We start from the raw sequence: 22,415 nt of genomic DNA, 5'->3' as shown, positions 1-22,415 counted from the left end.
CGGCCGCCACTTAGAGCCCCAGCAATTCGAACCTGGCGTCCTGCAGGTCCGCGATTTCCTCGTGGTCACGATTCCCGTTGGACCAGAGCTCGTCGAACCAGCGGCGGGTTTCGGCGTCGAGGTTTTCCCAGCGCTGTTCCCAAGCCTCGCTCTTGTCCGTCCAGTAGCCCATCAGCTTGTAGGACTCGGGCGTGAGCTTCTTCTCGTGTCGAAGATACTTGCGGATCCCCCGCAGCACCTTGGTCTCGCCGGCCACCCAGATGTAGCCGACACCGCCGGGCAGTTCCATCGACCGCAGGGCCTCCTCCAGGCGGGATTGGCTGTGGCCGTTCCCGCCGTGGATCCAAGCGAGTTCGGTCCCGGCACCGAGGGTAATCTCCTGCTGGTGTGTGGCATGCTCAACCTCGATCAGCACCCGCGTTCGAACTCCGGGCGGCGTCTGCTCCACAAGCCGGGCCACGGCCGGAAGTCCGGTGGCGTCTGCCAGCAGGATCTGCCACTGCAGCCCTGCCGGCGGTTCGTACAGACCGGTCGGAGAGTTGAGTCCGACGACGTCCCCCACCTGGGCGCGCTGCGCCCAGGAAGCTGCCAGTCCGCCGTCGTGAACTACAAAATCAATGTCGACGGTGCCGGCGGCAGTATCCACTGACCGGACTGTGTAGGTCCGCATGGCGGACGGCTCGACGCCGGGCTCCCAGTCCCACGAGTCGCCGGTGGAGACGGGAAGCCGCGCTTCCCGGGCGCCCGGATCGGGCAGGAAGACGCGAAGGTATTCGTCGCCGATTCCTGTGGTGTCAAAGCCGGCAAGGGCGGGTCCGCCGAAGGTAATCCGGATCATTCCGGGCGTGAGAAAGCGGGTTCCGACTACCTCGGCGCGGTAGATCCGCATCATGGCAGGAGGGCCTTTTCGATCTTCTCAAGCAGCGCATACTGGCCGCTGGGTGAGCCGTAAATCATTTCGAGGTCGTACGTATGGATCTCTTTGTTGGCCACGAACGGCAGCGAGGTCCAGAGCTTGTTTCCGGCAAGCGGAGCGAAGGCGTCCGGGTTGGCACCGTCCTTTTCGGGAACCTCGGTGGTGATGGCGACATCGATTCCCTTGAGCTGCTCCAGTTGCTCGGCGCTCAACTTGCTGCCCTCGCCATCAGCCAGGGGTGAGATCTTCAGGCCCAGGTCCTTGATCACCAGGCAGGGTGTTCCGTAGCAGCTGACGGAGACCTGGTCCTCGTAGTAGTCCACGGGGCCGACCACCAGGTTGTCCTTGCCGGCCGCAGCGAGACGCTTCTTCACGTCGTCAACCTTGGCCTGGTACTTGTCCATCCAAGCCTGGTACTGAGCCGTCTTGCCGAAGCCTTCGGCTACGGTCTTGAACTTGGTGCGCCAGTCGCTGCCGTCGAAACCGTTGAAGGTATAGGTCGGCGCGATGTCGGAGAGCTTCCCGTCCAGTTCCTTGTCGTAACCCAGGCCGTTCAGGATAACGTCGGGCTGGGCTTTGAGGATGGCCTCGAAATTGAACTCCGGGTAGTTGGTGAACGGCGTGATGCCCTCCAACGCTTTCTGATCGAAGAAGTACGGGAAGCCCTTGTAGCCGCTGTCCCGGATGGGCTGCTGGCTGGCGAGCGGAATGCCGAGGGTGATCAGCATGTCCAAGTCTGTGGTGTACATGCCCAGCGCCTTCCTGGGCTCGGCGGGCATGACGACTTCTTTGACCTCGCTTTGGACCGTCCGGGTCTCCGATGACGCGCTGGCGTTGGCATCGGTGGTGGCGCAACCGCTCAGGAGCAAAGCTGCGGATGCCAGTGCCGCAACGGCGGCAGACATGGTTTTAGGGCGTGAAATCACTGCGGTCCTCTTGATTCTCAGGGGAGGCGGAGAGCTCCCGATTGCGGCGCTGCTTTGTCATTCGGCCGCTGAAGTTAGGTATACCTACCCTAACAACGCACTCCTCGAAGAGACCGCCGGATTCTATTCGGAACCGGCCAAAGGCTGATGATTTCCGGCCTTCAGTGACGCCACGTACCAGCCAGGAGTGTGCCCCATCACCTTTCGGAACACCTGCACGAACGCGCTCGGATTGTTGTAACCCACACGCCTGCTGACCGACGACACCGGGTAGCCGGCCGCCAGTAAACCCAACGCCACGCGCACCCGGGCGTGGATCCGCCACTGGGCAAAGGTCATCCCGGTTTCCTTATGGAACAGCCGGGACAAGTTACGCACGCTGACGGCAACCACAACACTCCACTCCTCCAACGAACGATCCAGGGCCGGATCATCAAGAAGCGCCCTGGCCATCAGTTCCAGCCGCGGATCGGTGGGCATGGGCAGCAGCATCGGCCGGGAATCAACGACCTCGAGCAGCCCCACCACAACATGCTCGGATCTCCGCCGGATGGAATCGTCCATGTCAAAGGTGCTCATGTGGCGCAGCAACTCCTGCGCGGCCGCGGGCACCGTGACAGCCACGGTTCGATGTGCCAGCGCGGGGGCCACCTGCGCATCAATGTGCGAGCAGTAAAAGCCCGTACCTTGTGTCGATTTCACCGCGTGCGCCACGCCCGCCGGGATCCATAGGCCCAGCGTCGAGGGGACCGCGAAGAAACCGTCGTCGGCTTCCACCGTGAGCACGCCGCGGGCACCCCAGAGCAGTTCATGGGTTTCGTGGACGTGTTCAGTCCAGGTAGCCGGCGTCGCGCACTCGAAGTATCCCGTATGGACACCACGGACATGCGGCATGGAAAGGCTGCCGCCTGCTTCCACCGGCGGCGTATGTCCGGATTGCGATATAGCTTGGCGGGTCATCTGGCCTTCTCGAAGTTAGGTGAGCCTTACTATGGTAAGCATGCCTTCCAGTTCCGCTCTTCAGACCTGCCCGCCCGGGCGCAACAAGCAAGCACCGTGGAAGGTATCCCGGATCTTCACGTTCGCCCTGTTTGCGAACGGCCGATGGAAGTTGCTGCTGGGAGGCTGTGCCGGGCTCGCGCTGCACCAGGTCAGCGAGGCTTTGGTGCCGGCCACCATTGGCGCGGCGGTGGACAACGCCATCCAACCGAACGACGTCGCCGCCCTCCTTGGGTGGCTGGGCGCCCTGGCCGTGGTCTTCGTGGTCCTGGCGCTCTCGTGGCGGCTCGGGACGCTGGCCACTGAGCGCTCCTTCAACTACGGCTCCCACGACCTCCGCCAACTCGTCGTGGAACGAAACCTTCACCCCCGCGGCATGGCCAGCCGGCGAGCGCCCGGCGAAATCGTCGCCATCGCGTCCTCCGACGCCGACAGGGTTGCAGGACTGTCCTGGCTAATCAGTGGTGGCCTGGCTGCCGTGGCCGGGCTGGTCACCTCCGCCGTCACGTTGCTTCTGATCTCCGTGCCCTTGGGGCTTGCCGTCCTCCTGGCGACCCCGGTGATGCTGCTCGTCATGCATCACCTCACCAAACCGCTGGAAAACCGCAGCGACGCTGAACAGTCCACGGCCGCGCGGGCAGGAGCCCTGGCGACGGACTTCATTACCGGTTCCCGCCCCTTGAAGGGCCTCGGCGCCGAGGATGCAGCCATCACCCGCTACCGCTCCGCGAGCCGGGTCTCGTTGGCTTCGGCGCTGAAAGCCATCCGCGCCAAGTCCGCCTACACAGGCGCCGGCACCGCCCTCTCTGCGGCGTTCCTGGCCGGCATCGCCTTCTTCGCGGCCTGGTTTGCCCTCCAGGGGACAATCTCCGTGGGTCAATTGGTGGCGGTTGTTGGCGTGGCCCAATTCGTCCAGGGACCCATGACCTGGCTCGGGTTCCTGAGTGTGGAACTGGCTCAAAAGCGTGCCTCTGCGGCGCGGATCGCGGCCGTATTGGAGGAACCGGCCGCAGTGCCGGCCCCCGAACAGTCCGGCTCACGTGAGCCGAAAGAGCGCACGACGCCGGACGACCGGTCCGCGGCGACCAGCGCCCCGCTGCTCGAAATCCACAGCGGCGCAGCAGACAGCACCTTGCCCGCCTTCACGGCGTCAGCCGGAGAAATCGTGGGGATCGTCCTCCCCGACAGCACGCAGGCGAGGCAGTTGGTGGACACCCTTGGCGTCCGCGTACCCACCCCGCCTGGCCTCATCTCCATTGATGGCCAGGATGCAGCAGGGCTCGACCCCGGCCACATCCGCTCGCAGGTCTTTGCCGACAACCACGATGGTGTCCTGTTCCGGGGCAGTGTCCGCGAAAACGTCGCGGCACCCACCGCCCTACTGGAGGAACGCGCCATGGCCGCTGCCGCCGTCGGGGACTTTGTGTCCGGGCTGCCCGACGGCACCGAAACCGTCCTGACCGGTCATGGCCAGAGCCTCTCCGGCGGCCAGCGGCAACGGCTGGTACTGGGGCGCTCACTGCACCAGCCGCAACCGGTACTGGTCCTGCACGACCCCACCACCGCCGTCGATACCGCCACGGAAGCCGTGATCGCCGACGGCTTGCGGAACTTCCCCGACAAGGCGCTGGTCCTGGTAACAACCAGTCCCACGCTGCTGGCGGCTTGCCACCGGGTAGTCATGGCGGGTGCGGGCGGTCCGGCGGAAACAGGCACCCACCGCGAGCTTCTTGCCACCTCCGCCGGCTACCGCGAAGTGGTGGGTTCATGAGCATCGAAATTCTTCCCATAGCCTCTCCCCGTGAAACACGGAAGGCCATGTGGCGCCTGTTGGCTCAGCGTCCGGGCAGGCTCACGTTGACCATCCTGGTGTTGCTGGCAGCGTCCTGCTGCGGGCTCGCGGCTCCGGCAATCCTGGGCATGATGGTCAATATTGCGGTGACGGGTGGAGACGTCCTGTCTTTGCTGTGGCTGGCCGTTTCCTTGTTGGTGGCCGGTGGCTTGGGAGCACTCCTGGGGATTCTGGGACAGAATCTCCTGGCCCGGATCTGCGAGGAAGCGTTGGCAGGACTGCGCGAGGACGTGTTCGCAGCAGCAGTCCGCAAGCCGCTGGCACAACTGGAAAAGGCAGGGATTGGCGACGTCGTTGCGCGGGTTTCCGGCGATGTGGAGGCCGTCAGCGAGGCCATCTCCCGCGTGCTGCCCGCGTTCACCAGCGCAGCGTTCACCATTGCCGTGACACTGTTTGGCCTGGGTGTGATCGACTGGCGGTTCGCCGTCGCCGTGCTGGTTGCGGCACCCTTGCAGGTCATCACGTTGCGCTGGTTCCTCAAACGGACCGCCCCCATCTATCGGACGGTCCGGATCACCGAGGCCAACCGGACCGAGCAGATCATCGAGACCGTCCACGGTTCGGCGTCTGTCGTGGCGCTGGGACTGGCAGAACGCCATGCCGATCTTGTGGCGGCAGCCTCCCGGGAAAACATCGGCCATTCGTTGCGCGGGGTTGGCTACCTGACCCGCTTCTACAACCGCCTCAACCTGGCCGAGCTCATTGGGCTGTCCGCCGTTTTGCTGGTGGGGTTCTGGCTACACGCCGAGGGCGCGGTAACCATTGGGGCAGCGACGGCAGCGGCACTGTATTTCTACCGGTTGTTCGATCCCATTGGCCTGGTCCTGGGGCAGTTCGACGAGCTCCAGAAGGCAGCCGCGGGCCTGGGCCGGATGTTCTGGCTGACGCAATCCGCGGGGCCGGCTGCTCCCCCGGACCGGACCAAGCCTGACGGCACCGCCCCGGAAAAGGACGCCGGAATCGTCTTGGACGATGTCTCCTTCGCCTACCCCGGCCAGCGTCCCGCGCTCAACGGAGTGTCCCTCACAATCAAACCCGGCGAACGTGTGGCCATCGTGGGAACGTCAGGGGCAGGCAAGACCACACTGGCCAAGGTCATCATGGGCTTGGAACAACCCCAACGCGGAACCGCCCTGGTGGGGGGCCTCAATTCCGCCACCGCCCACCCCGCGGAGCTGCATCAACGCATTGCCATGGTGAGCCAGGAAGTGCATGTCTTCTCCGGCACCCTCGCCGAGGACCTCAGGCTCGCCAAGCCGAACGCTTCCCCTGCGGAATTGCGGCAGGTCCTGCACACGGTAGGGGCCACTTGGAGTGAAACGCTCGACGACGGGCTGGAGACTCCCGTAGGTGCCGGCGGCCACCAGCTAACCCCCGAGCAGGCGCAACAAGTAGCCCTTGCACGGCTCCTGCTCAAGGACCCGCCGATCGCCGTTCTGGACGAAGCGACGGCGGAGGCAGGAACGGGTTCGGCAACCATGCTTGACCAGGCCGCGGAAGCTGCCCTGGCAGGCAGAACGTCCGTGGTGATCGCGCACCGGCTGTCGCAGGCCGCCTCCGCGGATACGGTGGTGGTGATGGAGCACGGAAGGCTTGTTGAGTCCGGTCCGCACCAGGAATTGTTGGCCCACGGCGGCCGGTATGCCACCCTATGGGAGGCTTGGAACAGCTCCTTGAGCCGGGGGTAACGTCACTCGGCAGGAGGATCGTGCCGCACCGGGGTTCCGGCTGCGAAGGCCCGAACCTTGGCATCGTCCCAGATGTGGGCCGGCACGCCGCCGCCCAGCAACCTGCGCGCCAGGGTGGGGTCATCGCCGAAAGGAACGTGGCTGCCGGCCATGATCATGTTGCCGTACCGGCGCCCTTTGAGCATGGCCGGATCAGCAATGATCATGGTGTGCTCGAAGGTGTCGGCGATAGTAGCGGCGTCTGCCCGGGCATTCTTCAGGTCCGGCGCATCCCCTGAGTTGACCACATACAGTCCGTCAGCGGCGAGTACGGCATCGGCATGGGCCGTGAACTCCCGAGTGGTCAGGGCACGTGGCGTGAAGGCTCCCGCGAAAACATCGCGGATGATGAGGTCGCGGGTATCCGGAGTGAGGGACTCTGTGACTTCCCGGGCTTCTCCCACGCGGATCCTCAGCAACGGCGCCTTGGGCAGATCGAACCAGCCACGGACGTAGTCGGCCAGCTTGCCGTCAAGCTCCACAACCACCTGCCGCGCTTCGGGGTACGCCGAGTGGAAGTACCGCGCCATGGAGCACGCCCCACCGCCCAGATGGAGTGCACGCAGCTTGGGCTTGTACTCCCTGGGCCATCGGGATTCCACCAGGGCCGCAATCCACCGCATGTACTCGAAGTCCAGGAACAGGGGGTCCGCGAGGTCGATATGGGAGCTCATGACACCGTTGATTTTCAGCAGCCAGCCGTTGGAGTTGTCCTGGTCCTGCAGCAATTCGCAGTCGCCGGTATCGATGTAATAGACGCCTGCCACCGGGCCGTCAGGACGGGTGCCGGAAGGCACCTCGACGACTCCCGCCGTCGACCTTTTTCCGCGTTTCGCCACTATTGCCGCCCTGCCTGATCCATGGTTCCAGCCTAGTGGAGTGCAGTGTTACCCGATTCAGTCACATCAGTAGTAAGGATACTTACAATTTTGCTCCGCTGAGCCATATGATCGCTACATGGAACTTGGAGCATCGGTATGGGCGGAGGTACTGACCGCAGCAGTGGCGTGGCTGACGGTGGTCTGCCTCCTGCTCGCGCGGGTGCCCAAACCGCCGGGCCTGCTCGACTCGCCGCTGGACATGGACCAGCCCGAGGAGAGCGAGCGCTGACTCAGGATCAGCCGCCGGGGCGTACCATCCGATGCTCCGGGAGCGAGTACCACGATGGGTCGCACAACTGGCGCTTGCCGTCAGGAACGAACCCGTTGCGGCGGTAGAAAGCCTGGGCCCGCGGATTGTCGTCCAGGACCCACAGGTAAGCCGGAGCGTCCCCGATCAAGGCGTCCACCAGCGCCTGTCCAACTCCCCTCCCGTGGATCCGTTCCAAGGTGTAAAGCATGAACAATTCCGTATCGCACGGGCGGTCCTCGTCGTTGCCCTGACCAGCTGCTCCGAGCCCCACCAGGTCGCCATCGGGACCGAAAGCCAGCATCCTTGCATGGCCCGCGGCGATTGACTCCCTGTACTTGTCGATGCGTTGGGGCAATCCTGCTTCCTGTTTGGCAAAGAACTCATCGGGCAGGAGCCGTCCATAGCTCTCGCGCCATGACTGGAGGTGCATCACGGCCATGGCCCGGGCATCGTCCACCGTTGCAGGGCGAAGCGTGAAGTCCACCTACCGCACCCGCGCGATCGCGAAGCCGTCCCAGCCCTTGCTCCCTACCGTCTGGATGGCCGTGGCATCCAGACGCGGATCCTGCCCCAACATTTCCAGCGCCTTTACGATTCCGGGAGCGTTGGTCTCGTCCCGCCCGGGCTCCAGGATGGCACCGTCCCAGATCACGTTGTCCATCACGATCACCGTGCCGGGGTGACCCAGCCGGATGGCCCAGTCGAGGTAATGGGCGTCGTTTTCCTTATCCGCATCAATGAACACAAAGTCGAACGCCTCCTGGCCTGCAAGCGTCGGAAGCGTCTCCAGGGCCGCCCCCACCCTGATGTCCACCTTGTGGCCAACGCCGGCAGCATCCAGGTTGGCGCGTGCAACCTCGGCGTGCTTCCGGAGGTATTCGCACGTAACGATCCTGCCGTCATCAGGCAGTCCCTGGGCCATCCACATACTGCTGAACCCAGCCAGCGTTCCGATCTCCAGCACGCGCCTGGCCCCCGACATCTGCACCAGCATCCTCAGCAGCTTGCCAGCGTTTGGCGCTACCTCGATGGCCGGCATCCCGGCCTCCATGGCGGAAGCCACCGCGCGCTGGTGGGCAGGTTCGGGATGCACGACGACGTCCGTCAGGTACCGTTCGACGTCCACCCAGCCGGGCTCGGTCACGTGTTCAATCATGGCCCCCAGTCTGGCACTGACCGCCCGCCGGGGAAAGCATCTACTCCGAAGCGGAGATGGCGTCTTCCAGGCGCTCCACCTTGCCGGTCAGCTCGCCGCTGTAACCAGGGCGGATGTCCGCCTTGATGACCAGCGAGACGCGGCTGCCATAGCGCCCGACCGCCTCGGTGGCCCGTTTGACGACGTCGAAAACTTCGTCCCATTCGCCTTCGATGGTGGTGAACATGGAGTCCGTCTGGTTGGGCAACCCGGACTCGCGGACGATCTTCACGGCGGCAGCAACGGCGTCGTGCACGGAGGCGTCAGGGGTGGGTCCACCATTGGCGGCGGAAGCGGGCTGGCCCGAAGGGGCAACTGAGAATGCAAGCAACATGAATCCAGTGTTTCATGTGCCGGTTTGTCACATAACAACCTACTCCCGCGTAACAACAGGCCTGCACGCCTGCGTTGCTACCCTGACAAGCATGGAACAGCCCTCTGAACGCAAGCCCCTCAGGGCAGACGCCGCACGCAACGTAGACAAGATCATTACCGCCGCCCGGCAGTGCTTCCGTGAATTCGGCCCTGACGTGCCCCTGCAGACCATTGCCGCCACCGCTGGAGTTGGCCCCGCAACGTTGTTCCGCAACTTCTCCGACAAAGAGCAATTGGTCCTCGCCGCACTGTCGCGTCAATTGCGCCAGCACGTGGACCCCGTGGCCGCTGCGGCAGCGGACGGCATGGACGCCGCCGAAGGCCTCATCAACGTCATCGACGCCGTGATGCGGGTTGCCAGCGAAGATGCCAATCTGCTTGACGCCGTCGCCGGCCGCCGTGGGCTCCTCATGGGCATCACGGGCGGGCTCATCGGGTCCATGGCCACACTCTTGGAACGCGGCCAGGGCCAGGGATCACTGCGTAAGGACATCACTATCGAAGACATGGTCAGGCTGGTGGCCATGTTGATCGGGGCAGTGGACACCATGGAACCAGGATCCGAAGCCTGGAAGCGTCCTGTGGCCCTGATCGAGGACGCTATCCGGACAGAACGCCCCTCGCGTCCCCTGCCGGAACAGTCGGGCATCCCCGGAGTGACGCTCACCGAAGGCGCCTGAAGCCCTTCCGCGGCTTCCAGGGCCCGGCCCGTTCCTTGGCCCATGGTGAGTCCTGCCCATCGCGGAGCCGAAGACGTGCCCGTATCGTCTACCGTATGAATATTCCCCTAAGCTCATACTCTTCCAGCGGAGCAGGATCCGCTGCCACGGCCGGCCTCGCCCTGCTGTTCATGCTGATCTACTTCGCCGTGATCTTCGCGATCGTTGGTGTGCTCTACATGGGAATCTTCACCAAGTCCGGCCGACCGGCCTGGGCCGCCTTCGTCCCTGTCTACAACGGGATCAAACTGCTCGAGATCGCCGGGCGCCCCTGGTACTGGTACTTGCTGTTCCTCATCCCGTTCGCCGGGATCTACTTCAGCATCGTGGCCCTGAACGACCTCGCCAAGAGCTTCGGGAAAGACGCCGGCTACACGGTGGGGCTTGTCCTGCTTCCGGTGGTCTTCGTGCCCATGCTTTCGTACGGCTCAGCTCAATACCTCGGACCGGCAGCCGGCCGGCAGTTCATGGCGTACCCGCCGGCATATCCCCCGGTTTACGGCCAGCAGCAGGGCTACGGCCAAGTACCGGGTTACGGACAGCCGCCTGTCCAGGGTCATCCCGGACAACACCCAACGGACCAGCAGTACCGCTAGCCCCAGCCCAGCAGCCGCAGCAATGCAGCGGCTGCTGCGCCCGAAATGACCACAACCAGGAACGGCGCACGAAGCAGTAGTGCGACGGCGGCGGCCACCAGGGCGCCGATCCGCGCGTCGAGAACCAGGCCCTGGCCGGACGCCACGGCGTTCACCACCGTGAGGGACGCGAGCAGCCCGATGGTCATGGTTCCGGCCACGTGCATGATGCGGGGGTTGTCCAACAGCTTGGCGGGCACAAAGTAGCCCACCAGTTTGGTGAGATAAGCCAAGGCGCAGGCGATGAGGATCCACAGCCAGAGGTTCACTACGCACCCCCATTTCCGTGATGATCCTTGCTGTGCTGATTCTTATCTCGCCGGCGAGTCTCCGCGTAGGGATCCAGATCCGGCTCAAGCCCTTCATCCATACGCGAGTGGCTGAACCAGCCGATCACGCCTGCCACCACGGCCGCAACAAGAATCGGGACGCCGGAAGGCACGAAGGGCACGGCCAGCACTGTAGCCAAGGCGCACGCTGCGGCAATCGCCCAGGGTTGGCGCCCTTTGAGCCGTGGCCACAGCAGCGCCAGGAAGGCCGCAACGGCAGCACCATCCAAACCCCACTGCTTCGGGTCGCCCATGGCATCGCCTGCCAACGCTCCAACCGCCGTGAAGATATTCCACAAGATGAATATGCCAATACCCGCAGTCCAGAACCCGCGGGCTTGTTCGCCGGGATCGGACTGGCCGGAAGCTGTGGCAGTCGATTCGTCAATGGTGATGTGGGCGGAGACGTAACGCTTCCAGCCCCCTGGACGCAGCATGGCGTTGATCTGCATTCCGTAGATTCCGTTGCGCAACCCCAGCAGGGCGCTGGCAGTCATCGCGGCAACACCTGAGCCTCCACCCGCCACCACGCCGATGAACGCAAACTGGGATCCACCGCTGAACAGCAGAAGGCTCAAGACCATGGTTTGCCAGAAATCAAAACCTGATGCCACGGAGAGGGCCCCGAAAGATACGCCATACAAGCCCGTCGCAATGCTCAGGGACAGCGCGATCTTGAAGGCCGGTGACTCCTTCAGCTTCGCGGGAGCGGAACCGCCACTCATTTCCGGAGACTCCACGACCAAAGGATGAGGGGAAGTTGCAGCGGCAGGCGGAGTGTGTGGATACGGCGCTCTTTTTTCGTGCCAGTCGGACCGTAGGCGCGACGCAAGGCATCAATATGTCCTGCAAGGAATGCAGTGAACATGGCGGTAGTCGCGTCGGCGGCAACCTTGCGCGTGGCAGGGACCAGCAGTCCGACGGCGACTGCGGCCTCCAGCAGGCCGGAAGACGCAATCCATTCCTCGCGGGACATAACTGCCAGGGGGCCGTTCGGGCGGCTCCCCGGCTCATCGTTGCGGCACAGGTAGTCCGGCACCACAGGCTTGTAGAACGAAGGCGTGCGGAAGTGCTTCACAGCGCTGGTCAGGAGCAGTGCGCTCAGGGCGACTGCGGAAGTCGTACGGGTTGCTTGGGCTGACCAGCGAAAAGGCATGAGACCACTCAATCACAAGCGGAGTGGCCCCCAAAGCCGGAGCTACGCCGGTCTAGTTGGACACCATCAACTGGGCGAGTACCTGCGCCGGCTTGTTGGTGGTGATCTCCTGGATGCCGAGGCCTTGGCACAGGGCAACATCCTTTTCGGAGTCCACAGTCCACACCCTGAACGTGCGCCCGGCTTCCAACCAGCGCTGAACGTTCCGTGCGTGCTCGCGCACATAGTCGATCCCCGGACCGGCGATGCCCACCTGTCCTTCGTCCAGGACACGTTCGGCATCCTCCTGGGCTGCTTTCATGACATTGGCCACGGCACCGCCGGTAAGGAAGCCCAGCCCGAGTTCCTGCCGTATTTCCTGCACTGTGAAGTCATCCACCAACTGGCAAATGTGGCGCCCTGGAACCGATTGGAGCAACCGCTTCACGGAGTCGGAGTCAAAGCTCATGAACGAGATCTGTATATTCTCAAGCCATGATTCTTCGGCGGACCAGCCTTCCTGCTCCAGGACTGCGATGACCCGCTCCTCAAGCTTGAGCCCGTAAGGACTGGGATGCTTGAGTTCGATTGCCAGACCAATTTCCCTGCCCGCGCCCCGGAGGATGTCCAGCAGTTCCGGCAGGGTAAGGAACTGGTCTGCCACTCCCCCATAGGCGTCCGGAATGCGCGCGCCTTTCCATGAGGAGAAATCCAGGGACCTGAGCTCCTCCAGGGTGTGTTCCGAGACAGGTCCCGTGCCTGTGGAGGTGCGGTCGAGGTTGGCGTCATGCAGGAGGACCACGTGTTGGTCACGGGTCAGGTGGACGTCGCACTCCACACCGTCGGCGCCGTCGGCGATGGCCTTCAAGTACGCCGCACGGGTGTGCTCGGCGAACGCGGCACTGGCACCCCGGTGGGCGTAGACCTTCGGGCGGAACGGGGCGAAGTCGTCGCTAGTCATGCAGACACGGTAGCCCACACCGCCGTCCCAACGGGGGCTACGCTGGGCTAATGCAGGTGAACTCTGAGCGAATCCCAACTGAAGACGTCACCACCCCGGCCCCACTGCCCACGCAGCCAGGTTCGACGACGACGCGCGGACGTACCGCCGTCGTCGATCTTTCCGCTGGTGAAAGGGAAAAGGCAGCCGCGCTGCTGCGGATGAAGCGCTTGGCGCTGGCCCTCCTCATTGCCATGGCAGTGATTTTCACGGTCGCTTTCGCGTTCCAGAAGCAATATCCGTGGCTGGAATATGTGCGTGCTGCGGCCGAAGGCGGCATGGTGGGTGCTTTGGCGGACTGGTTTGCCGTGACCGCGCTCTTCAAGTACCCAATGGGCCTGCGGATTCCGCACACGGCCATCATTCCGCGGCGCAAGGACCAGATCGGCGAATCGCTCAGTGAGTTCGTGGAGAGCAACTTCCTTTCACAGGAGGTTGTGCAGGAGAAACTGGCGAGCATCGATATCGCCCGTAAAGCCGGGCACTGGTTGTCCGCTCCCGGCGGCGCCGAACGCGTGGCCAAAGAGGGCGGCGCGGTGATCCGCGGCGCGTTTACGGTCCTTAACGACGACGACGTGCAGGCGGTCATCGAAGGAATGGTCCGCAAGCACCTCCTCACTCCCCCGTGGGGGCCGCCCGTGGGCCGGATGGCGGAAAGGATCTTCGCTGATGGACACCACCACACGCTGGTGGACCTGCTGGTTGACCGCGCCGCAGACTGGGTTGATGCCAACCATTCAACTGTGAACCGGCTGGTGTCGGACCGCTCGCCCCTGTGGGTGCCGACCTTCGTTGACGGGCTGGTGGGAGACCGCGTGCACGTGGAACTTTCCAAGTTTGTCCGCGCAGTCCAGGCCGACCAGAATCACCAGGTCCGCCAGTCGATCGACGCGTACCTCACCGACCTTGCCCAGGATCTCCAGCATGATCCGGCAATGATAGAACGGGCGGAGAGCATCAAGGCACAGATCCTGGGTGACCCCGAGGTCCGCGAACTTGCCTCCCGCACGTGGGGGACGGTCAAGACGGCACTGCTCAACGCCGTGGACGATCCCGACAGCGAACTGAGCCAGCGCTTCAAGAGCGCCGTGCGCGACTTCGGTACGCGCCTGGTCAACGACGACGAACTGGCGGGCAAGGTCAACACGTGGATCGGCGACGCCGCCGCTTACCTGGTGAACACGTACCGCTCAGACATAGCAGGCGTCATTTCGGACACCGTGGCGCGGTGGGATGCCGAGGAAACCTCGCAGAAGATCGAACTCCAAGTGGGCAAGGACCTTCAGTACATCCGCATCAATGGAACCGTTGTGGGCGCGCTGGCTGGCCTGGCGATCTTCACCGTGGCCCATCTGCTCTTCGGCTAAGGACCCTTCGGCCTGAATGGCGGCTCTGGAGCTATCCAGCGTGCCTTGGTACGTTCAACGCATGCCTATCAAACTTGAAAACGTCGGGATTGCCGTCCGGGATCTTGAAGCAACAATCGCGTTCTTCACCGACCTTGGCCTCACAGTGTTGGGCCGCGACACGGTCAGCGGCGAATGGGCCGACACCGCCGTGGGGCTCGACGGCAACCACGCCAAGATCGCGGTACTCCAAACCCCCGACGGCCATGGCCAGTTGGAGCTTTTCGAATACCTCCACCCGGATGCGATCGAAACGAGCCCGACCCTTCCCAACGAGATCGGCATGCACCGGGTCGCCTTCTCCGTTGACGACATCGATGCCTCCCTCGAAATCGCGGCCAAGCACGGATGCACCCCTTTACGCGGTGTTGCCAACTACCAGGACATCTACAAATTGACGTACCTCCGTGGGCCCAGCGGCATCCTCGTCATGCTGGCCCAGCAAGTGAAGAAGGACTGACGCTCGGGCACGTTGTTGGGTGTCTCGTCACCGGGGCCCCGATCCGCTAACCCAGCAGATGCACCATCTGCCCCGGCCTGGCTTGGCCTATCAGGTCAATATCCTCATCCCGCACGACGGCAATAACAGGGGACTTAGCGGTGGCGGGCCGGTCGGCAAGTGCAATCACCGGAAGGCCCGACGCCGGCAGCACCACCGAGCCTGCCGTCAACGGTTGGGCCTCGGGTGCCGGAGCCGAAGCCACCTCGAGTGGCCGGCCCGCCAGCCGCGCACCGACCCGGTCCGACTCAGGCGAGAGAATCCACGGTTCCGTGGTCAGGCGATGCCACAACCCGGCGTCGTAGTTGGGGACGCGGGGTCCGCGGCTGATCCGGGCGACCACCGGCCGTTCCGGATCCAAAGCGCGGCGGGCTGTCTGGTGGATGTGTGGGAAACCATGTCCCTGTGCCTTGCCAAATGACAGTGCGGCGCCGGCTTGGAGTGCCCCGCGGCCCGCGAATCCGCCCTGCACGGCAACGTAGTACCGGATTCCGAACTTGGCCGGACCGAAGGACAGCACCGCTCCGGGAGCCACGCGGACGGGTTTGTTCAATGGAAGTTCGTCGCCGTTGAGGGTCACGACGCCCTCGGCACCAGTCACTGCAACGGCGGAGCCTGTCACGAAGCGGAGTTTGAGCCCACCCACCAGCACTTCGAGGCCGCGCGCTGTGGCGGCATTACCCAACAAGGCGTTGGCAAGGTTCATGGACGCGCGGTCCAGGACATGCTCCGGCTCAAGCACCAGGCTTGAGGACCCGGGATCCACCACTACTGCGCCCATGCAACCTCCCAACCCATGAATTCTGCCGTCCAACCAGAATCAGGCGAACGCCTCAATGCCCACGCCGGCGCTTTCAAGGCCCTCGCGAACCGCGGTCGCCATCGTTACCGCTCCCGGCGTATCGCCGTGGATGCACAGCGAATCCGCTTGGACAGGCACAACCGAGCCGTCAATGGCCACTACTTCCCGACGTGTTGCCAGCCGCACGGCCTGTGCCACGACTGCAGCGGTGTCGTGCAACACGGCGCCTTCCTGCGTGCGGGGAACCAGCGTTCCGTCCGGCAAGTACGCCCGGTCCACGAACGCTTCGCGGAAGACAGGGTGTCCTGCTTCCTCGGCCAGGGTGATCCAGGCCGAGTCCGGCAGGCCCAATACGGGAAGCCCGGGATCGTAGGCGTGGACGGCCGCGACCACGGCCTCGGCCTGCTCGGCGTCCCGGACGATTCTGTTGTACAGGGCGCCATGCGGCTTCACGTAGTCCACCGAGGCTCCTACCGCGTGGGCCATGCCGTCCAGGGCTCCCAGCTGGTACAGCACATCGCCGAACAGTTCGTCGAAGGTCATGTCCAGGGAACGCCGACCGAACCCTGCCAGGTCCCGGTATCCGACGTGCGCTCCTACGCGAACATCGAGTTCAAACGCCGCACGGCAGCTGTCCAGCATGGTGAGGGGGTCGCCGGCATGGAATCCGCAAGCGACATTCGCGCTGCTCACGATGCGGAACATCGAGGCGTCGTCGCCCATGGTCCAGGAGCCGAAAGACTCCCCCAGATCAGCGTTCAGATCCACTATTGCCGCCTTCCAGTATCGGGTTGTCCGCAGGGGTCGATTTCCCGGCAGTGTTTTTGGGTGCGTTGGGAAGCAGTTCCCCTGGAATGGTGTCCGGCAAGGGGCCAAATGCTTCCTTGGCAGTTGACACCACGGCCCGCCCCATCATCATGTTTCCGGCACCGCCCACCACTGCGCCAATGCCAAACGGCAGTGCGCGGCCAAGGAACGCAGACCCTTGCCGCTTTATCAGGTTCTTGAGGAACGCCCGCTGGATGGCGTCCCGGACGACTCCAAAGCCGCTGCCCGGGATCTTCTTGGTCAGGGTTTTCCCCCAGGCATTTGTGACGCCCATTCCCCGTCCCAGTGAATGCCCGCTGAGCGCGCCGAGCATGGACGTGCCTTCTTCACCCAACATGATGGCCATGACCATGGTCTGGGCCCGGACAGGGTCAGTGAGCCGGATGCCATGGAGTTCTGCCAAGGACGACGCGTACAGCGCGGTGGTTTCCAGGAAACCCACGGTCGCCAGGGCTGAGAGTCCCAGCGATGCTGCAGTTCCAATTCCAGGCACGACGGCGGTGGCGCCCACCGCTGCACCGCCACCTGAAATGGCGAACAGGTAGTGGCGCTCGAGTTTGGCGGCAAGCTGCGCCGGGGAATCGTTGGGGTGCCTTCTCTGAAGCCTGCGAAGGTTCGCCAGGACCAGGGGACGCTGGACCTCCACTGCCTTCAGGAGCACGTTGTGCACTCCTGGCTTGGTGTTGCCTTCGGCATCGAAGACTGCGTTGTGTGCTGTCTCCTGGGCGATTTTCACCGCCGGGTTGGGTCGCTTGGGCATGTTCACCTCTCCTTGGCAGCTCTGATTGTTCAGGGAACTGATGGTTTCAGCCTATGCCACACTCCAACGTCGCATGGGCCGTTTTGTGCCGTTTGTGGATACTATTCCGCGCAGAGCGGACCCCGTTTTCAGCCTTCCGCGGCGTAGACTGAGTTCACTCACGGAAGCAGTCCAAGAAGGACAGGGAGTATCCGTCATGACCGCCCCGGACAAGAACGAGCACCTCGACCGGCACCACACCGACGCCCCGGCAGAGGGTGAAACCGAAGGCTGGGTTCCGCACGACACCGGCCTGCACAGCCAGGAACCGGCGGAGGGTCCGGACATCGACGACGACGTCCCGCCGTCGGGCGCTTCTTGACCTGACGTCTCCCCTCGCCGGCGGCTGGACCGCCTTACGCAGCGTCCCGACACAGGTTTAGGCTGGTGAAATGGCCGCCCTGAGAGCGCTGCGCCCCTTTGCACACCGGGAATTCCGGGTGTTGATCTCTGCTTTGTCGATTTCCATTTTCGGATCCGGCATGTGGGCCGTGGCGATGGTCTACGAGGTCATCCATCTGGGAGGCGGCCCGCTGGAATTGTCGTTGGTGGCCACTGCCGCCAGCATCGGACTGGTGGGATTTGTGCTGGCAGGTGGCATCGCCGCCGACCGCTTTCCCCAGCGGCTGCTCATCATCGGCGTGGAGGGGGCCAATCTGGCTGTGATCGCCACGGTGACGTTGCTGGCGATGCTCAATGTCCTGCAACTCTGGCATCTGGCCCTCGGTGCGTTCGTCCTGGGCGTGGGGCAGGCCTTTTTCTTTCCGGCATATTCGGCGATCCTTCCGCGCATCCTGCCGGCAGAGGACCTCCTCGCGGCCAACGGGATGGAAGGCACCGTCCGGCCGATCCTCCAGCAAGCGGCCGGTCCGGCGATTGCGGGCATCCTGGTGGCGGCATTTTCACCGGCGCACGCCGTTGCCGGGGTTGCTGCATGCCATTTCCTGGCCTTCGGGATCCTGAACTTCCTCAACAGACGTACTTTGGGCGGCCCCGATGCCGGCGTGGCGTTCTCCGACGCGTCGGCTGGGAGGTCCTTCCTGAGGGACCTCCGAGAAGGGTTCAGCTACACAGTCCGCACCCCCTGGCTGCTGTGGACACTGCTGTGGGCGTGCCTGTCCGTGTTGTTCCTGATCGGGCCGATTGAGGTCTTGCTGCCCTTCGTCGTCCGGGACCAGCTCGGTGGCGATTCAAGGATGTTTGGTTTCCTGCTGGCGGTCATGGGCGTGGGGAGTGCCGTCGCCGCGCTGGCCACCGCTTCTTTCCCCCTCCCCCGCCGCTACCTGACAGTGATGGTAGTGACGTGGGGCCTCGGAAGCCTGCCCGTCGCAGCCATTGGTTTCATGGACAGCGTGTGGCTGCTCGGAGGTGCCATGCTGATCTTCGGAGTCACCGAGGGCATGGGAACGGTCATCTGGGGCACACTCCTGCAGCGAAGGGTCCCACGGCATTTACTGGGCCGGATTTCGAGCCTGGACTTTTTTGTCTCCCTGGCCCTGATGCCCGTGTCCATGGCCCTCGCCGGGCCCGTGGCCGAGGTGGTCCCCATCTGGCTGATCTTCCTGGTGGCCGGACTGGTGTGCCCGTTCATGGCATTCGTGGCCGTCTTCGCAGCGCGCATGATGACTGACGAGATCGACAATCCCTTGACGCCGGCCGTTTCCGAATCCGCGGACTCACAGTCCGACTCCGTTTAGCGCGGTAGCCCGGTCCTGCCGCAGGCCTTACCCAGGCACGGGCCCTGTGGTGCGGCGCGCCACCAGGTGCGGTGTCCGCACCAGGTGGGTGGCCGGCGTCGTCCCCTCCAAACGGTCGACGGCGCGGTCCACTGCGGCCTGCGCAAGGAGCGGTGCGTCCTGGCTGACGGAGGACAGCTGGACGTAGCTGAGGCGTGCAAATTGACTGTCGTCGTAGCCAAGGACGGACACGTCTTCCGGCACGCGAAGGCCAGCAGCCCTGAAGCTCTCCCAGACGCCCAGGGCGCAGCGGTCGTTGAAAGCCACGACGGCGGTGGGCAGCTCCTCCTGCAGCTTCCGTCCGGCGCGCAAACCGTCTTCTTCCGTGGGGCCACCCGGTACTACGCGGCCGTCCAGTCCGCGGCGCTCCATTTCTTCCCGGAAGGCCGCCCTGCGCTGCGGACCGGAGATGGCCTCACCGCCGTCAACGTGGGCTATGCTGCGGTGGCCCAGCGAGGTCAAGTGCTCGATCGCGAGGTGCATGCCGGCCCGGTCGTCGCTGCTCACGGAGTCCACGGAGTCCCCAACGTCGTCCCGGAGCAGGCTGACTACAGGCACCCGGGCCGCGTATTCGGCCAACTGCTGTTCTTCGAGGGTCGGGGAAATCATGATCAGGGCTTCGCATCCGAGATCCAGCAGCGAGTCCGCCGCACGTTCTTCGGACCGTCCGTTGGCCACCGCACTGAGCGCGATATCGTAGCCCCGCAGTGTGGCTCCGGCGTAGGCGGCATCAACGATTTCGGCGTGAAAAGCATGGGCAGTGGAGAAACTGACGCCAAGGAGCCTCGTGCGGCTGCTTCGGAGGAGGCGGGCACGACTGTCCGGCCTGTAGCCAAGTGCCCGGGCAGCTTCCTGCACTTTTGCCCGGGTGGCGTCCGATGCGCCTGGAACATCCCGCATGACGATGGAAACGAGGGCGCGTGAAACACCTGCTGCTTCCGCTACGTCCATCAACGTAGGCCGTTTGCCCGTCATGGCGCTCCTCTGTTCGGGAGCCAGTCTATAGAACGATCCAACCGCCGGGCTTCGAACGAGTCGTGCGGTCGGTCGCGACTCAGACGACCGACCGCACTAGCCCGTTCATGCAACGATGGCGCCCCGGGCGGGCCCCAGAACCCGCCACACCCATCGCTGCCTACTGTGCCGATGACACGCGACGCAGCCGAAAAGGGCAACGGCGCGAAACGCGGTCAATGACATGGGCACTGGATATGTAGTCCGAGTCCCTCAAACATGACGCGGAGTTCCGAAGATTATTTCCGGGAAGAGGTTTTTTGTTTGAAGTCCGGGACCCCTTAGACCTCTTTTTGGGCATCTCTCCGAATCCGACGCCATCTTTACGGCCTCCCAAGAAACCCACTAGAACGATCTAGACACGCACTCACACAGCATGCAACCATGGGAGCGACTAGAACGATCTAGAAATTTGAAGAGGAGCCCCAGTGACGTATCTCCAGCACCCGGTCCAGGCAAAGCAGCCTGTCCGCATCGCCGTCATCGGCGCTGGCTGGATCGGCAAATTCCACGCCGAGACCATAGCCCGCCGCATTCCGAATGCACGCCTGGAATCAATCGCCGACCCCGTCCTGCCCGCCGTCGAAGAACTCGCAAACAAGCTTGGCGTGGCCAAAATCAGTACGGACGCCGCCGATGTGCTGGCCGACCCGGACGTTGATGCTGTCCTCATCGCCTCTCCCATGCGTTTCCACGCCGGGCTGATCACAGCCGCAGCGTCAGCCGGCAAGGATGTTTTCTGCGAAAAGCCCGGCGGGCGGACCATCGAAGAACTCGACGCCGCCATCGATGCCGCGGCGAGCGCCGGCGTCGTTCTCCGGTTTGGCTTCAACCGCCGTTACTCCAGCGATTTCGCAGCCGCCCGCAAACTGGTGGACGACGGCGCCGTAGGCACACCGCAGCTGCTGCGCTCCCTCACCCGGGACCCCGGAACCGAAGCCGGAATCAGCAACCCGGAGCGCATTGCTCCAGGCACGATCTTCCTGGAAACCCTGATCCACGACTTCGACACCCTCAACTGGCTCAACCCCGGGGCCGTCCCGGTCAAAGTCCACGCGGTCGCTGATGCCCTGGTAGCGCCCGAGGCGAGGTCGGGCGGCCTGCTGGATACCGCCGTCGTGACCGTCACGTACAGCAATGGCGCCATCGCTGTGGCCGAAGCGAACTTCAATGCGCTCTACGGCTACGATGTCCGCGGCGAAGTGTTCGGCTCCGCAGGCATGGTCACCGCCGGAACACCGCAGGCCACCAACGCCACCAGCTACACCGCCGCAGGCATCGTCACGGAGACTTCGCACCCGAACATCCACCTCTTCCACGACGCCTACACCGCCGAGCTCGCGGCCTTCGCGGACGACGTCGCAGCACGCCGCGGATACCCGGAGCAACGCACAACGGCGGCCGTCCCGCCGGCCCCCGTGGCAGCTCCGGGTGGGGTGGATGCACGGAACGCGTTGGCCGTAGCACTGGCTGCCTTCAGGTCCGCGGAAACAGGCTTGCCCGTGGAGATTTCGGACATCGCGGAACTGCAGGCCGCAGAGCCCGCTGCGCAGCCCGCCCCGGCCGGGGTCCCCGCATGAGCTTCCGCCTGGCCGTCTGCGCGGAAATGGTCTACGGCGAACTGCCCCTGATTGACCGGGTTCGTCGGATCCACGAGCAAGGCTTCGAGGTAGAGCTATGGGACACCCGAGGCCGGGACATTCCGGCTTTGGCCGCCACCGGGGCATCGTTCTCCTCCATGAGCGGATACTTCGGGGGCAGCGTCATCGACGCCGCCAATGCCCACGAGGTCCTTGCGTCGGCAGAAAAGCTGGTTCCCACTGCGCTGGAACTGGGCGTGGAGCGCATGGTGGTCCATCCTGCCGAACTCGGCGAGGGAGGAAGGGCCGTGAGGCCCACCCACCGCTCAACGGGCGACATGTGGCTGACAGGGCTCCGGACTCTGGAAAAACTTGGCGAACTGGGCGAAAAACACGGCATCACGTTCGCCTTGGAGAACCTCAACACGATCCTGGACCACCCGGGCATTCCGCTGGCAAGAGCCAAGGACACCCTGGCCCTGGTACAGGCCGTCAATCATCCCAACGTGAAGATGATGCTGGATCTGTATCACGCGCAAATCGGCGAGGGGAACCTGATCGAGCTCGTCCGTGCGGCGCAGCCATTCACCGGCGAGATCCAGGTAGCCGACGTTCCCGGGCGCTTCGAACCCGGAACCGGCGAGATCAATTATCCGGCGATCGCGAAGGCCCTCAACGAGGCCGGCTATACGGGTGTGGTCGGCATGGAAGCCGGTGCGATCGGTGGCCAGGGAATAGAGGCGGGCGATGCCGCCCTGGCCGCCTTCCGTGCCGCGTTCTCTCCCAACTGAGTCCCAGCAGCGCGCGTTATG

At 64.2% G+C, this 22,415-nt stretch carries 26 protein-coding genes; 11 read left to right on the top strand and 15 right to left on the bottom strand.

All coding sequences use genetic code 11. The features are described from left to right. Positions 1 to 10: 10 nt before the first annotated feature. From PV760_RS17485 to PV760_RS17475, 3 genes are all read right to left on the bottom strand, one after another. The gene (locus tag PV760_RS17485; protein WP_354628338.1) at positions 11 to 892 is read right to left on the bottom strand and encodes a siderophore-interacting protein; all 882 of its coding nucleotides are present in this window, start codon (positions 890 to 892) and stop codon (positions 11 to 13) included. Continuing rightward, on the bottom strand, positions 889 to 1,842 hold the full coding sequence (locus PV760_RS17480) for an ABC transporter substrate-binding protein (RefSeq protein WP_354628337.1): 954 nt from the start codon (positions 1,840 to 1,842) through the stop codon (positions 889 to 891). Before PV760_RS17480 ends, PV760_RS17485 begins: the two co-directional genes overlap by 4 nt. 123 nt (positions 1,843 to 1,965) lie before the next feature. After that, the gene (locus PV760_RS17475; RefSeq protein WP_354628336.1) at positions 1,966 to 2,802 is read right to left on the bottom strand and encodes a helix-turn-helix domain-containing protein; all 837 of its coding nucleotides are present in this window, start codon (positions 2,800 to 2,802) and stop codon (positions 1,966 to 1,968) included. A 40-nt stretch (positions 2,803 to 2,842) separates the two neighbouring features. Here PV760_RS17475 and PV760_RS17470 point away from each other — a divergent pair, with 40 nt between their 5' ends. Together PV760_RS17470 and PV760_RS17465 are read left to right on the top strand one after the other, a co-directional pair. After that, positions 2,843 to 4,612 (top strand): ABC transporter ATP-binding protein, encoded by a 1,770-nt coding sequence (locus PV760_RS17470; RefSeq protein WP_018778874.1) that lies wholly within the window; start codon positions 2,843 to 2,845, stop codon positions 4,610 to 4,612. Then, positions 4,609 to 6,381, top strand: a complete 1,773-nt coding sequence (locus tag PV760_RS17465) for an ABC transporter ATP-binding protein (RefSeq protein WP_354628335.1) — start codon at positions 4,609 to 4,611, stop codon at positions 6,379 to 6,381. The genes PV760_RS17470 and PV760_RS17465 overlap by 4 nt, the downstream gene beginning before the upstream one ends. Positions 6,382 to 6,383: 2 nt before the next feature. On the opposite strand, the gene PV760_RS17460 is transcribed toward PV760_RS17465, so the two are convergent. Continuing rightward, positions 6,384 to 7,259, bottom strand: coding sequence for a spermidine synthase (locus tag PV760_RS17460; protein ID WP_018778876.1), 876 nt, complete (start codon positions 7,257 to 7,259; stop codon positions 6,384 to 6,386). Positions 7,260 to 7,377: 118 nt separating this feature from the next. On the opposite strand from PV760_RS17460, the gene PV760_RS17455 reads away from it, so the two are divergent. Then, positions 7,378 to 7,530 (top strand): hypothetical protein, encoded by a 153-nt coding sequence (locus PV760_RS17455; RefSeq protein ID WP_018778877.1) that lies wholly within the window; start codon positions 7,378 to 7,380, stop codon positions 7,528 to 7,530. Positions 7,531 to 7,537: 7 nt separating this feature from the next. Here the strand turns inward: PV760_RS17455 and PV760_RS17450 are convergent, their stop codons facing one another. The 3 genes from PV760_RS17450 to PV760_RS17440 are packed head-to-tail and all read right to left on the bottom strand — an operon-like array spanning position 7,538 to position 9,080. Beyond that, positions 7,538 to 8,035: a GNAT family N-acetyltransferase gene (locus PV760_RS17450; protein WP_354628334.1), complete on the bottom strand. Its 498-nt coding sequence runs from the start codon at positions 8,033 to 8,035 to the stop codon at positions 7,538 to 7,540. After that, complete coding sequence (locus PV760_RS17445) at positions 8,036 to 8,707, bottom strand: O-methyltransferase (RefSeq protein WP_354628333.1); 672 nt, start codon at positions 8,705 to 8,707, stop codon at positions 8,036 to 8,038. A gap of 40 nt (positions 8,708 to 8,747) precedes the next feature. Continuing rightward, positions 8,748 to 9,080 (bottom strand): thiamine-binding protein, encoded by a 333-nt coding sequence (locus PV760_RS17440; protein WP_055977396.1) that lies wholly within the window; start codon positions 9,078 to 9,080, stop codon positions 8,748 to 8,750. Positions 9,081 to 9,171: 91 nt separating this feature from the next. Here PV760_RS17440 and PV760_RS17435 point away from each other — a divergent pair, with 91 nt between their 5' ends. Then, complete coding sequence (locus PV760_RS17435; protein ID WP_018778881.1) at positions 9,172 to 9,801, top strand: TetR/AcrR family transcriptional regulator; 630 nt, start codon at positions 9,172 to 9,174, stop codon at positions 9,799 to 9,801. A gap of 95 nt (positions 9,802 to 9,896) precedes the next feature. Continuing rightward, positions 9,897 to 10,436 (top strand): DUF5684 domain-containing protein, encoded by a 540-nt coding sequence (locus tag PV760_RS17430; protein WP_193590739.1) that lies wholly within the window; start codon positions 9,897 to 9,899, stop codon positions 10,434 to 10,436. Here PV760_RS17430 and PV760_RS17425 read toward each other — a convergent pair. Genes PV760_RS17425 through PV760_RS17410 form a run of 4 tightly spaced genes read right to left on the bottom strand, consistent with a single transcriptional unit; the run spans position 10,433 to position 12,900 of the window. Beyond that, positions 10,433 to 10,744 (bottom strand): AzlD domain-containing protein, encoded by a 312-nt coding sequence (locus PV760_RS17425; protein WP_018778883.1) that lies wholly within the window; start codon positions 10,742 to 10,744, stop codon positions 10,433 to 10,435. The genes PV760_RS17430 and PV760_RS17425 overlap by 4 nt on opposite strands. Beyond that, the gene (locus tag PV760_RS17420) at positions 10,744 to 11,529 is read right to left on the bottom strand and encodes an AzlC family ABC transporter permease (protein WP_110505980.1); all 786 of its coding nucleotides are present in this window, start codon (positions 11,527 to 11,529) and stop codon (positions 10,744 to 10,746) included. Before PV760_RS17420 ends, PV760_RS17425 begins: the two co-directional genes overlap by 1 nt. After that, the gene (locus PV760_RS17415) at positions 11,526 to 11,960 is read right to left on the bottom strand and encodes a DoxX family protein (protein ID WP_079582974.1); all 435 of its coding nucleotides are present in this window, start codon (positions 11,958 to 11,960) and stop codon (positions 11,526 to 11,528) included. The genes PV760_RS17420 and PV760_RS17415 overlap by 4 nt, the downstream gene beginning before the upstream one ends. A 52-nt stretch (positions 11,961 to 12,012) precedes the next feature. Beyond that, positions 12,013 to 12,900: a glycerophosphodiester phosphodiesterase gene (locus PV760_RS17410; RefSeq protein WP_354628332.1), complete on the bottom strand. Its 888-nt coding sequence runs from the start codon at positions 12,898 to 12,900 to the stop codon at positions 12,013 to 12,015. A gap of 50 nt (positions 12,901 to 12,950) precedes the next feature. Between PV760_RS17410 and PV760_RS17405 the strand changes: the two genes are divergently transcribed. After that, entirely contained in the window at positions 12,951 to 14,306 is a 1,356-nt protein-coding gene (locus PV760_RS17405) for a DUF445 domain-containing protein (protein ID WP_281445173.1), read from the top strand. Between the two features lie 61 nt (positions 14,307 to 14,367). Beyond that, complete coding sequence (locus PV760_RS17400; protein WP_018778888.1) at positions 14,368 to 14,805, top strand: VOC family protein; 438 nt, start codon at positions 14,368 to 14,370, stop codon at positions 14,803 to 14,805. A gap of 46 nt (positions 14,806 to 14,851) precedes the next feature. Here the strand turns inward: PV760_RS17400 and PV760_RS17395 are convergent, their stop codons facing one another. From PV760_RS17395 to PV760_RS17385, 3 genes are read right to left on the bottom strand one after another with little or no spacing between them, the layout of a single operon-like run. Continuing rightward, complete coding sequence (locus tag PV760_RS17395; RefSeq protein ID WP_354628331.1) at positions 14,852 to 15,625, bottom strand: 5-oxoprolinase subunit C family protein; 774 nt, start codon at positions 15,623 to 15,625, stop codon at positions 14,852 to 14,854. Positions 15,626 to 15,664: 39 nt separating this feature from the next. Further along, positions 15,665 to 16,414 (bottom strand): LamB/YcsF family protein, encoded by a 750-nt coding sequence (locus PV760_RS17390; RefSeq protein WP_018778890.1) that lies wholly within the window; start codon positions 16,412 to 16,414, stop codon positions 15,665 to 15,667. Next, a complete protein-coding gene (locus PV760_RS17385; RefSeq protein WP_354628330.1) occupies positions 16,398 to 17,234 on the bottom strand; it encodes a hypothetical protein in 837 nt (278 codons plus the stop codon). Before PV760_RS17385 ends, PV760_RS17390 begins: the two co-directional genes overlap by 17 nt. Before the next feature lie 196 nt (positions 17,235 to 17,430). Here PV760_RS17385 and PV760_RS17380 point away from each other — a divergent pair, with 196 nt between their 5' ends. Together PV760_RS17380 and PV760_RS17375 are read left to right on the top strand one after the other, a co-directional pair. Continuing rightward, complete coding sequence (locus PV760_RS17380; RefSeq protein WP_018778892.1) at positions 17,431 to 17,595, top strand: hypothetical protein; 165 nt, start codon at positions 17,431 to 17,433, stop codon at positions 17,593 to 17,595. A 70-nt stretch (positions 17,596 to 17,665) separates the two neighbouring features. Next, positions 17,666 to 18,970: an MFS transporter gene (locus tag PV760_RS17375; RefSeq protein ID WP_039239353.1), complete on the top strand. Its 1,305-nt coding sequence runs from the start codon at positions 17,666 to 17,668 to the stop codon at positions 18,968 to 18,970. Between the two features lie 27 nt (positions 18,971 to 18,997). On the opposite strand, the gene PV760_RS17370 is transcribed toward PV760_RS17375, so the two are convergent. Continuing rightward, positions 18,998 to 19,984 (bottom strand): LacI family DNA-binding transcriptional regulator, encoded by a 987-nt coding sequence (locus PV760_RS17370; RefSeq protein WP_018778894.1) that lies wholly within the window; start codon positions 19,982 to 19,984, stop codon positions 18,998 to 19,000. A 467-nt stretch (positions 19,985 to 20,451) separates the two neighbouring features. On the opposite strand from PV760_RS17370, the gene PV760_RS17365 reads away from it, so the two are divergent. After that, positions 20,452 to 21,603: a Gfo/Idh/MocA family oxidoreductase gene (locus PV760_RS17365; protein ID WP_354628329.1), complete on the top strand. Its 1,152-nt coding sequence runs from the start codon at positions 20,452 to 20,454 to the stop codon at positions 21,601 to 21,603. Further along, positions 21,600 to 22,394: a TIM barrel protein gene (locus PV760_RS17360; RefSeq protein ID WP_018778896.1), complete on the top strand. Its 795-nt coding sequence runs from the start codon at positions 21,600 to 21,602 to the stop codon at positions 22,392 to 22,394. Before PV760_RS17365 ends, PV760_RS17360 begins: the two co-directional genes overlap by 4 nt. The last annotated feature ends 21 nt before the right edge of the window (positions 22,395 to 22,415 follow it).

The organism is Paenarthrobacter sp. CC6, assembly GCF_040560085.1.
GTDB lineage: Bacteria > Actinomycetota > Actinomycetes > Actinomycetales > Micrococcaceae > Arthrobacter > Arthrobacter nicotinovorans.
This window is presented reverse-complemented; position numbering and strand designations above follow the sequence as displayed.

Coding starts and splice junctions, on each gene's coding strand:
- PV760_RS17385 (WP_354628330.1), bottom strand. CDS start 17,234: ATGCCCAAGCGACCCAACCCGGCGGTGAAAATCGCCCAGGAGACAGCA.
- PV760_RS17420 (WP_110505980.1), bottom strand. CDS start 11,529: ATGAGTGGCGGTTCCGCTCCCGCGAAGCTGAAGGAGTCACCGGCCTTC.
- PV760_RS17400 (WP_018778888.1), top strand. CDS start 14,368: ATGCCTATCAAACTTGAAAACGTCGGGATTGCCGTCCGGGATCTTGAA.
- PV760_RS17405 (WP_281445173.1), top strand. CDS start 12,951: ATGCAGGTGAACTCTGAGCGAATCCCAACTGAAGACGTCACCACCCCG.
- PV760_RS17430 (WP_193590739.1), top strand. CDS start 9,897: ATGAATATTCCCCTAAGCTCATACTCTTCCAGCGGAGCAGGATCCGCT.
- PV760_RS17455 (WP_018778877.1), top strand. CDS start 7,378: ATGGAACTTGGAGCATCGGTATGGGCGGAGGTACTGACCGCAGCAGTG.
- PV760_RS17475 (WP_354628336.1), bottom strand. CDS start 2,802: ATGACCCGCCAAGCTATATCGCAATCCGGACATACGCCGCCGGTGGAA.
- PV760_RS17375 (WP_039239353.1), top strand. CDS start 17,666: ATGGCCGCCCTGAGAGCGCTGCGCCCCTTTGCACACCGGGAATTCCGG.
- PV760_RS17360 (WP_018778896.1), top strand. CDS start 21,600: ATGAGCTTCCGCCTGGCCGTCTGCGCGGAAATGGTCTACGGCGAACTG.
- PV760_RS17395 (WP_354628331.1), bottom strand. CDS start 15,625: ATGGGCGCAGTAGTGGTGGATCCCGGGTCCTCAAGCCTGGTGCTTGAG.
- PV760_RS17370 (WP_018778894.1), bottom strand. CDS start 19,984: ATGACGGGCAAACGGCCTACGTTGATGGACGTAGCGGAAGCAGCAGGT.
- PV760_RS17470 (WP_018778874.1), top strand. CDS start 2,843: ATGCCTTCCAGTTCCGCTCTTCAGACCTGCCCGCCCGGGCGCAACAAG.
- PV760_RS17380 (WP_018778892.1), top strand. CDS start 17,431: ATGACCGCCCCGGACAAGAACGAGCACCTCGACCGGCACCACACCGAC.
- PV760_RS17485 (WP_354628338.1), bottom strand. CDS start 892: ATGATGCGGATCTACCGCGCCGAGGTAGTCGGAACCCGCTTTCTCACG.
- PV760_RS17445 (WP_354628333.1), bottom strand. CDS start 8,707: ATGATTGAACACGTGACCGAGCCCGGCTGGGTGGACGTCGAACGGTAC.
- PV760_RS17410 (WP_354628332.1), bottom strand. CDS start 12,900: ATGACTAGCGACGACTTCGCCCCGTTCCGCCCGAAGGTCTACGCCCAC.
- PV760_RS17440 (WP_055977396.1), bottom strand. CDS start 9,080: ATGTTGCTTGCATTCTCAGTTGCCCCTTCGGGCCAGCCCGCTTCCGCC.
- PV760_RS17415 (WP_079582974.1), bottom strand. CDS start 11,960: ATGCCTTTTCGCTGGTCAGCCCAAGCAACCCGTACGACTTCCGCAGTC.
- PV760_RS17465 (WP_354628335.1), top strand. CDS start 4,609: ATGAGCATCGAAATTCTTCCCATAGCCTCTCCCCGTGAAACACGGAAG.
- PV760_RS17435 (WP_018778881.1), top strand. CDS start 9,172: ATGGAACAGCCCTCTGAACGCAAGCCCCTCAGGGCAGACGCCGCACGC.